The 9,854-nt window shown below is 51.3% G+C and carries 8 protein-coding genes and 2 pseudogenes; 6 read left to right on the top strand and 4 right to left on the bottom strand.

Annotation, left to right across the window (positions count from 1 at the left end; translation table 11 throughout):
- The 6 genes and pseudogenes from Q0628_RS13440 to Q0628_RS13415 all read left to right on the top strand — a co-directional run.
- Positions 1-362: pseudogene (locus Q0628_RS13440) on the top strand (hypothetical protein); the annotation flags it as partial.
- A 22-nt stretch (positions 363-384) separates the two neighbouring features.
- Positions 385-1,356, top strand: coding sequence for a GDP-mannose 4,6-dehydratase (locus Q0628_RS13435; protein ID WP_298771799.1), 972 nt, complete (start codon positions 385-387; stop codon positions 1,354-1,356).
- Between the two features lie 56 nt (positions 1,357-1,412).
- Positions 1,413-2,450: a hypothetical protein gene (locus Q0628_RS13430; protein WP_298771797.1), complete on the top strand. Its 1,038-nt coding sequence runs from the start codon at positions 1,413-1,415 to the stop codon at positions 2,448-2,450.
- Positions 2,450-3,271: a phosphoribosylformimino-5-aminoimidazole carboxamide ribotide isomerase gene (hisA, locus tag Q0628_RS13425; RefSeq protein ID WP_298771795.1), complete on the top strand. Its 822-nt coding sequence runs from the start codon at positions 2,450-2,452 to the stop codon at positions 3,269-3,271. Before Q0628_RS13430 ends, hisA begins: the two co-directional genes overlap by 1 nt.
- Positions 3,240-4,667 (top strand): glycosyltransferase, encoded by a 1,428-nt coding sequence (locus Q0628_RS13420; RefSeq protein ID WP_298771793.1) that lies wholly within the window; start codon positions 3,240-3,242, stop codon positions 4,665-4,667. Before hisA ends, Q0628_RS13420 begins: the two co-directional genes overlap by 32 nt.
- Positions 4,668-4,699: 32 nt before the next feature.
- Positions 4,700-5,842: an A/G-specific adenine glycosylase gene (locus tag Q0628_RS13415; RefSeq protein ID WP_298771791.1), complete on the top strand. Its 1,143-nt coding sequence runs from the start codon at positions 4,700-4,702 to the stop codon at positions 5,840-5,842.
- 6 nt (positions 5,843-5,848) lie between these two features.
- Here Q0628_RS13415 and Q0628_RS13410 read toward each other — a convergent pair whose 3' ends face one another.
- The 4 genes and pseudogenes from Q0628_RS13410 to Q0628_RS13395 form a co-directional block, all read right to left on the bottom strand.
- Positions 5,849-7,552, bottom strand: coding sequence for a hypothetical protein (locus Q0628_RS13410; protein WP_298771789.1), 1,704 nt, complete (start codon positions 7,550-7,552; stop codon positions 5,849-5,851).
- Positions 7,552-8,160 (bottom strand): hypothetical protein, encoded by a 609-nt coding sequence (locus Q0628_RS13405; protein WP_298771787.1) that lies wholly within the window; start codon positions 8,158-8,160, stop codon positions 7,552-7,554. The genes Q0628_RS13410 and Q0628_RS13405 overlap by 1 nt, the downstream gene beginning before the upstream one ends.
- Positions 8,157-9,395, bottom strand: coding sequence for a transcription antitermination factor NusB (locus Q0628_RS13400; protein ID WP_298771785.1), 1,239 nt, complete (start codon positions 9,393-9,395; stop codon positions 8,157-8,159). Before Q0628_RS13400 ends, Q0628_RS13405 begins: the two co-directional genes overlap by 4 nt.
- Positions 9,389-9,854 (bottom strand): annotated as a pseudogene (locus Q0628_RS13395) (methionyl-tRNA formyltransferase); the annotation flags it as partial. The pseudogene Q0628_RS13395 and the gene Q0628_RS13400, both read right to left, overlap by 7 nt.

Genomic DNA, 9,854 nt, shown 5'->3' with positions numbered 1-9,854 from the left:
ATTCAGCACCGGCTGAAGATAACCGTCAGGCAGAGGAAGAAGCAAGACGTAAGGCTGAAGAAGAAGCAAGAGCCGCTGAAGAAGCAAGAATAAAGGCGGCAGAAGAAGCTCGTCAGAGGGCGGAAGAAGAGGCTAGACTTAAGGCCGAAGAAGAAGCTCGTCAGAACAAACTCTTGGACGACCTCGGATTCCCGAAGAAATACGATATCGACACGGAAGCCGCATGGGACGCCATGGCTGTAGACAAGAAGGCAGAAAAGGGCAAGCGTGTATACATCTTGCCCACTAAGATTGGAGAAGTGGAAAAAGTAAGCAACATCGATAAAGATATCATTACTCAAAGCTGGGGAGCTATTAAGTAATGCTCAATAGGAGTGTATGAATATGAGTATTCTTGTAACCGGTGGAACAGGTGCCCTGGGCTACCACATTCTGTCGAGCCTCGTGGGAACGACGCACGATCTGTACAGCTTTAGCGACGAACAGCCGCAGCCTTGGCAGAAAGTAGAAGGCGTCGAATACCTGAACGGCGACCTCCTAAATTACAAAACCGTACAGGAAGTTATCCAGTATGTTCAGCCAACACACATCTATCACCTTGCAAGCCAATCCTCGGTGGGACTTAGCTACAAAAAGCCTTACGAGACTCTGAACATCAACCTGCTTGGCACGCAGAATCTCCTGGAAGCGGTCCGGCAGAACTGTTCCAGGGCAAAGGTCATGCTGCTCAGTTCGAGCGAAATCTACGGGCGTACCGATCACCAGCTCACTTACCTGCACAAGGAAACAGACCCTCCCAACCCACTTACCCCCTACGCCACATCCAAGGCGTGCATGGAACTTCTCGGGAACCAGTTCAAGAACGCCTACGGACTCCACGTGGTGTTCGTCCGTCCATTCCACTTTACGGGACCGCATCACAGCCGCCGTTTCGTGATTCCCTCAATAACCTACCAGCTTGTCAAAATCAAGTATTACGCCATTTACGCGGGGAGTCTCGACATCAGCCGAGACTTTATCGACGTTCGCGATGTGGCTCGCGGCATGATTCAGCTTCTGAATCAATCCGAACCGGGCGAAGTGTACAACCTCTGCTGTGGCAAGTCATACACCGTCCGCGAACTGACCGAAATGCTCGTCGACATCGCAGGCGTAAGCGTTGACTTCCGTTTTGACCCCGGTTACGAACGCAGCAACGACATCCCACTCCTTATCGGAAATCCCGAAAAGGCCATGAACATGGGCTGGAAGCCGATGATTAGCATCGAAGACTGCCTCACCGACCTCTTCAACGAAATGGTACAGAGGCGTCGCATAGAGCTCAAGCTCGGCATGGGACAAGACTTGAGATTGTAGACAGTAGGAAGTTGAAAGTTGGAAGCGGTTAGCGATTAGTGATGAGATTTGATAGCATGAAAGTTCTTTTTGGAATTTTGGCGTTTTTGTTTAGCGTATCGCTTGCTTTTGCAGGCGATGTCGTGGCGCCACAGGGTTCTGTGCGTAGCGTGTCGGTCGACGACTTTATGCCGCATCAAAATAACGCTAAAGAATTCAACGAAACATGGAGTTATCAGTTCGTTTTCGACAACGGCACTCGCGCCTTCATCAACTACTCAACGCTCCATATTCCGGGCTCCGGCAAAAAAGTCGCTTGCGATATGAGTTTCTGGAATTTCAAGAGCAAAACGTATACAGTAGGCCGCCAGTATCCGCCCGAACGCCTTAAGGCCGACAAGGCATCTGCCACTATAGACATCAAGGGCGAATACAAGATGGAACACAAGCCGGGCAAGGGACACCGCGTGTACTTTACGGCCGACAAGGGAGGGAAATTTTTCCTCGATGTCACCTTCGAGTCTGCCGAAACAGGTAAAGTTGCAGGAAACGGCGTGTGGAAAATTGGCAAGAATAGTTTCGGGCAATACGTGCACATTCCTTACGGTCGCGTTTCCGGCAGAATCGGTTACGAACAAGACACTATCGCAGTCAAGGGCTACGCGTATATGGATCAGACCTGGCAGACGGCACAGGCAACTGAGTTGGCGGCCCGTTCCGTCAATTTCAGCACCAATGCGAAGTCACCGCTATTTGCCGGCCGCATTTCGATTTCCAAAGACGGATTTCCTTTCGGCTACGCGATCTACAAGGACGAATCCGGAATTAAGGTAGCACTGCCCAAGGTAATCAAGGACGGCGAAAGCAATTACAGCGGCAAGAAGTTCGCCAAAAACGACCTGACCTTCGAATGGCAGGACGCGAGCGTCCCCACACTCAAATTTAATGTCGCCAAGACACTCCAAAAAGCAAGTCTCCTAGATAAAGTAGACGGCTGGATTGCCAAAAAGGCTTTCCAGATTGCCGCCGGAGGCGAGGTTCTGTTCTACAGGGGCCGCAGCGATGCTAGCCACGGGAAAAAATTAGACTGGTGCATTACCGGAGTTAAGGACTAATGACAAAGTTTCGTCCCTGCATTGACCTGCACGATGGTCGCGTTAAACAGATCGTGGGTAGTTCACTAAGCGATAGCGGAACCGGTCTCAAGACAAATTTTGAAACGGACCGTTCTCCTGCCTGGTTTGCCGAACTCTACAAAAAGGATGGCATCAAGGGCGGACATGTAATCATGCTCGGCAAAGGGAACGAGACGGCAGCCAAGGCGGCACTCGCCGCCTACCCGGGAGGACTTCAAGTCGGCGGGGGCATTTCCGCCGACAACGCCAAGGAATACCTGGATGCAGGTGCGTCGCACATAATCGTAACGAGTTGGATCTTCCCGGAAGGGAAACTGGACAGGGAGCGGCTGGAACTCCTGTCAAAAACCGTAGGCAAGGAACATCTAGTACTGGACCTGAGCTGCAAGCGAGTCAGTTCCGCACAAAGTAGGCAGTTCGTTCCTGACGACGAAATCGACGATCCTGACGAAGCGAGACCTCGCTGGAAAATTGCCACGAACCGCTGGCAAACCTTGATCGACATCGAGGTCAACAAAGAAACGCTCGAAGACCTTTCTCGCTACTGCGACGAATTTTTGATTCATGCAGCCGATGTCGAAGGAAAGCAGCAGGGTATGGACGATGAACTGATCATGTTCCTCGCCGAACACAGTCCAATTCCCTGCACCTATGCAGGTGGCGCCAAGTCCCTTGCCGACCTCAAGCACTGCAAACAAATTTCTAACGGAACGATTGACCTCACCATCGGCTCGGCTCTAGACCTATTCGGTGGCAAAGGAGTGAAATATGCCGACTGCGTCAAATTCAACAAAGCTTAAGCCGACCGACGTTCTCGACACGCGTCCGGCAATCTTTGGACGCACCGTCACGAGCACCTTCAAGAAGATGTTCGGTTTCAAGCACCAACCTCCCGGAAACCTGCGGACCTGCATGATTCCTCCGGTGGTCTTTGGCACCCTGATTCTCAACTTCCCAGCCCTTTTGAAGCTCCGTTTCTACCTGAAAAAGGAACGGAAGTCCCGCCCCGCCGATGATGTCCGCATTCTTTTCTACTCCGACAACTTGGACGAAACTAACGGCATTGCCAACAACCTACGGAACGTGATTCCCTACATGCGCACCCACGGCATGAACGCCTTCCTCGCTGGAAACGCCTTCAACACCCGCCCCTGCGGCGTGGTGGAAAACGGATACTGCATTTTGCTTCCGCGCATGTTCAGCATGGAACAGCTGGGGTATGCCAACAGCGAGCTAGCGATTCCCCGCATAAGCCCGGTACTCAGACTTCTCAAGCGCTACCCCGTTGACCTGATAGAATTCGAAACACCGAGCCCCGGCGCCTGGCTGGTATGTTTCTGCGCCAAGGTGGCAGGCATCAAGGTGTTCAGCCACTACCGCACCGACGTGCCCACCTACACCAAGACCCTGGTGAAGGCGAAGTGGATGCACAAGTACGTGCTGTGGCTTATGCAGATTTTCTACGGCATGACAAGGCCTGTGGTAAGCCCCTGCAAGGACTACGCGAACATTCTCACCTCGCAGTTGAAAATTCCCGCCAATCAGGTGCAGATTCTCCCCCGCGGGCTTCCGCTCGAAAAATTCTCGCCGGAACTCCGCGGCAAGGGCACCTGGGAAAAGTACAACGGATCCGCCGAGCGCAAGGTTCGTTTCTCGTTCATCGGCCGCATTTCCAAGGAAAAGAACCTGGAATTCTTGAACCGGGTGTGGAAAAAGTTCGCCGTCCTGCATAGCGACGTGGAGCTCATGTACGTAGGCTACGGCTGGTACCTGGAAGAAATCAAGAAGTTCTACGAAGGCGACAACAGCGTGCACTTTGCAGGAGAGCAGGGCGGAGAGACCCTGGCGGGGCTTTACGCCGATTCCGACTTTTTCCTGTTCCCGAGCACAACCGACACCTTCGGAAACGTGGTGGTAGAAGCCATGTCCACAGGTACGCCGGCGCTGGTCAGCGACTACGGTGGCCCTCACGACATCGTGATGGACGAGGCTGCAGGCCGAATCCTCCCCATCGACGAAGACGCCTGGCTGAGCGCCCTGGAAGAATGCCGCCGGATTTACCTGGATGAGCCCGAGACCTACGCCAAGATGCGTGAGACGGCGCACCTGCGCAGCCTAAAATACACCATGGAAAGTTCCACCAAGGCCCAGTTCGAATATTTCCGCAAGTTAAAAAAAGAAGCCTACGGGCTGTGAGCAACGAGGTCGGTGCTACGCACCTCTGAGGCATGAGCATCGTCAAAAAAATGGATAAACAATCCCTGAAAAATCTAAGAGATTGGTTCAAGAAAAACGCCGCAGAATTGCCCTGGCGACCAGTCGACCTGGACGCATTGCGAGACCCTTATGCGGTATGGATCAGCGAGACCATGCTACAGCAGACCCAGGTTGCTACCGTGAGGGAATATTTTATAAGGTGGATGAGACGGTTTCCCGATATTGAATCACTTGCCAAGGCAAACGAAGAAGAAGTGTTCAAGTATTGGCAGGGCCTTGGGTATTATAGCAGAGCAAGAAACATATTGAAGACGGCAAAACAGTTGGTTAGTGATTGCCACGACCCCTGTAAGGGGTCTCGCAATGACAAGCGAGGCGAGCGCAAAGCCGCCTTGCCGAGCACCCGCAAGGAACTGGAGGCATTGCCGGGCATTGGAGCATACACCGCCGGCGCTATTCTAAGCCTCGCCTACCACCAGCAAGAAGCGATTCTCGACGGAAACCTGGTACGGATTTTTTCGAGACTGTATGCGCTGGACTTTTTGCCCACCGATTCAAAAGATTCCCTAAAAACCTACTGGGATTACGCGCGCGAAGTCGCTGACTCGCCCAAGGCGTACATGCACAACGAAGCCCTGATGGAACTAGGCCGCACCGTATGCAAAGTGAAAAATCCCGACTGTACAAGTTGCCCTCTGCAAGCGACCTGCAAAGCATTTGCTGAAAACCGCACGGCAATCTTTCCTCCCACCAAGAAGCATGTTCAAAAGGATTGGCACGGCACCGTTCTCGTGATAGAAAGTAGCGACCACAGGATTCTAGCTATCCGCGGCAGCCAGAAGTTTTTCAAAAAACAATGGACTCTTCCTCATTTTGAATCTTCACGCAACGCAACAGCGGGCCTACCCGCGCAAGCCGAAGCGTACATCAACGCAGACCATGTCTCCGTCGTCAAGAGCATCGGATTTTTCAAGCATAACATCACCGTGCATAAAATCGAATGCGATGTTTTGCATATTCAAACAAATAAAAAAGCGTCAGTAAAAACGGCAAGCACCAACACTGCATGCGAAACGCAATGGGTCAAGCGAGACTATGTCCAAGATTTCTTCGCCAACTCGTTCTGTCTGAAGGCGCTTGCACTCTTGTCCTAGGCACACCTAAAAAGTCTTCTTAGCCTGACAAATGAAACGGATGCGATCATAACCGCCATTCACCGTTTCCATCACTTCGTCGGCCAGCACATGCAACAGCGTTCCCGTCAAAGTGATACCATATTTCGGGAAAAGCTGCGAGAATGACGCATCCCACACCCAGTCACCCTTGACCACCATCGGATTTGACGAACGAAGGTTCCACTTTGCGTCACTCCTATAGCGCAGCGAATGCGATATTTTGAAAGTCCTGTTCAATAGCCAGTCACCGGTAAAGCCTGTATAGAATTCTGCAGGCGTCACTTCGGCATTATCTATCGGACCATCGACATGTTCAAAGCCCGTCATCGCCGAGAACCTGAACATGTCGCGATACCATGCATGCAGCCATAGTTCGCCCGTAATACCCTTGATCCAATCATGGATTCTTGATACATTTCCATAACGCCATTTCATGTGATGTTTCTTATCGATTTCATACGACTCAACATCAAAAGTTTCCGCACCATGTTCCGTCCACAAACTTACGCGGCCGCCGATGCTCGCCATATTTTCCAGAGTATCCACATACGAAGCATAGGCTTGAATCAGGTTCATTTGACCATCTGCAATCAAATCCACTTCATGATTGCCAAAAAATTCCTTTGTATCCGCAAGCGGATTCAAACGTGAACCCGACACATTCTTGACACCCACTACAGCACCCATATTTTGCGGGGCAGGGATCTCAAACTGGACACTATCCTGGACAAGCCAATCACGCTCATTGATACCAAAAGTCACATCGGCCGTCAAACGGCGCACCGGCTGTACACGAAGTTCCATGAAGGGCCACGCAACACGGTCTTCATCCAATTCCGTATAGACCATACCCGAATCGTCTACCGCACGAAAAGCAAGTCCTGCTGACAACTGGAAGACACCCTGCTGACAAGCCTTGCCACACCTGTAGTAGACGGATCCATTTACTTCCTTGCGAGAACCGTTCTCCTTCTTAAGTAGATTTTCATATTCAATATCTTCATAGGCAAGCGTAATCGACAAATTCCCTATATCTGCACGGGATTCCACTCGCGGCTTGTAATGAGCAGGAATCCAACGAGAAGTCGCCGTATAAAACCATATGTATTCCTCGCCCACCAACATGGATGCGTTTATGAGCGAATTCGTAAAACCGACGCCACCATAGACAGAGCTGAACATCGCCCAGTTCGCGCCCAAATGAGTGTAGTTGCCTTCTACCGATTCTCGACGATAACTGTACGCTCCGCTACAGAAATGATCGTCCTGAAAGAATCTCGCCGTTGCCCAAAAGCCCATGAAACTAGGGCTACGGAAACCACCCTCCAAGATAGGGGTCCTATTTTCAGGCCTGCGACTATCAGCAGTAATAAAATCCTGATAGATCAGGTCGCCCAACTCATTACCCGTCTTCACCCAAATTCCCGGTTCAAGCGGAGTCCACGAGGGCGTTCCCGACCAGCGATTGAAAAGTAAACGGTCGCGCAGTTTTGCAGGGGTCCAAAGTTCACTTTCGGAATGTACACCTCCTGCACCCAACACCCGATCAAAAGCAAATGTCGGACCACCAATTAAAAATGTCCCGTCTGCACGAGTTTCATACTCCATACCTTCCATTTCGGCAGGAATCTGTGCAATAGCAACGCCCGCAGATAAAAGAAGCGACGAAATTAGGGAAAACTTCTTCATTACCAGAGCTTCCTTTCTACATAGATGCCTACAAACAACATATCAGAGCGTTCAGGCAATGTCCAGATTTCTTCCCACATAAAGTTAAAGCCGACACGATACTTTTCGAAATTCCAAAGGACGACATTCAAGCGAGCATACCAGCCAAATTCTGTTTCGTTATCACCGAGCGTTCCACCCGGCAATCTGTAAATCTTATCCTTTACGACATCATCATCCAAATCAGCCCGCGTCCAGCTACAAGCAAAGCCTGCTCCCAATACAATCGGACTGATCAGCGGCCAACGCCAGTCTAGCCCCAAACGCCCCGAAACTTGATGTACACCGTCATAAGCCACTTCATCTGGACGAGGTTCAAAATACGAGTAGTGGAACATGACGATTCCATCCACATTTTCCCAGTAAGAATAACGGAAGTTAAGTCCGCCATAAAAGGTATTGTAGACTGCCTCGGCCAAATTTCCAAAGGGATAGGCTTCTCCCCCTTCAATAGAAATAAACCCATGAGAAAAAGCGACATCTTCGACATTGCGAGGAGCCGACTGAGCAAACAGCAATGTACAAAATGACAGCACGCAGGTAAGAATCAATTTGTTCAAAGTTTTCATTTCTTTCTCCGCAGAGCCTGCGCATAGAAGCCATCCAGGCGAGAATCTTCCACGCCAGGAAGAACTGCATGGCCAACTTTTTCGAATTCCGGATTTTCCTTTACGAATCGATTCACCACTTTCGTCGTTTCATCGGGATCGGGGCTACATGTCGCGTAGACAAGAATTCCATCGGTCGCAAGACATGCCGAAACAGATTCCAGCAGCTTGTACTGCAGTTCGGCGAGTTCCCGGATTGTTTCCGGAGTCAGTCGGTATACCGATTCCGGACGACGCGCAATAACACCCATGTTGCTGCATGGAACATCAAGAAGAATCCTGTCAAAAGGCCCCTTATTCGACGAAAGCGCATCAACGCACTGCACGCGGACATTCGAAAGTCCCAGACGGTCTACAAGATCATGCATCTTGAGCACACGCGCTTCCGAGGAATCACTCGCCAGGATATCAAGAGAAGAATCCATCTCGGCCATGAGAGCAGCCTTTCCTCCGGGAGCCGCGCAAGCATCCCATACATGATTTCCCGGTTTCAGATCAAGCAACTTGACAACCTGATAAGCCGAAGGATTCTGCAAGCTAAATTCACCCCTCGCAAAAGAATCCGATTCCAAAAGGGACTTCAGCTTGACACCATCGGGAATTTGCACATATCGGTCATAGAGGATTGATGCACCCGTGATACCGAGTTTTTGGGCTAGCACCGGAGCAGAAGTCTTCTGCAAATTCACGCGAATCCATTCCGCAGGTCGATCCAGAGTCGCCTTCGCCATCGCTTCGGCGCAATTGCCTCCGTAAATATCGAACCAGCGACGCACCAACCATTCGGGCACAGAATTCTCGATGGACACGCGACGGATTCGCTGCGGTGGAAGCTTGGGCAATCCGGACCTGCGCGCGGCATGCAGCACGGCATTCACGAGCCGCGCGGAACCTTCGTGAAGGTTCGCCGCCTTAGCAAGATCCACGCTCGTCGCGACGGCGGCATGGTCCGGCACTTCCATGAAAAACATCTGAAAAAGTCCCAGTTCCAGCACCGTAGAGACTTCCATCGAAGGCATCCTTTTCACAAGTCCCCTAATGAAGAACTGCAAGTAAAGATGCCTACGGCATACGCCCAAGGCAAGCTCCATCGCAAAAGGGGAAAGGCCACTTTCCTTGATGAAAGTGCCCTCTCTCTGCCAAAGCAGGAGGACTCGGTAAGCGTCCATTCGTTCTTTCAGCGATTCACCTAACAAAAGCAAAGTCCTTCGCGGTTCTGGATTCCGCGCATAAAGTCGGCAACCGGCATCGGCTTTTTACCCTCAGCCTGAATTTCAATCACTTCGAGAAGTCCCTCGCCCGTACCGACATAAAGACGGTTATCCTTGAACTCCACTGCACCCGGGACAAGTTTTGGACCATTTTCGGGAGTATCTGTCTTACGCAGGTAAACCATGCGTCCACCGAGCTTTCCATATCCACCCGGCCACGGATTGAAAGCGCGAATACGGTCGTGAATGACCTTCGCGGGCAGATTGAAATCGATCAGGCCTTCTTCCTTTTTCAGTTTCGGGGCGCCCGAGGCCTGAGCATGATCCTGCGTCAGATCCTTCTCGCGACCCTCGTGCAACTGGCGAAGTGCCTCATCCAAAGCCTCACAGCCGGGAACGACCATCTTTTCGAGCAACGATGCCGTCGTATCCTGATGATCTATT

Source organism: uncultured Fibrobacter sp., from assembly GCF_937877005.1.
Classification (GTDB): Bacteria; Fibrobacterota; Fibrobacteria; order Fibrobacterales; family Fibrobacteraceae; genus Fibrobacter.
Note: the sequence above shows the minus strand (reverse complement) of the source record. Positions and strands in the feature narration are given on the sequence as shown.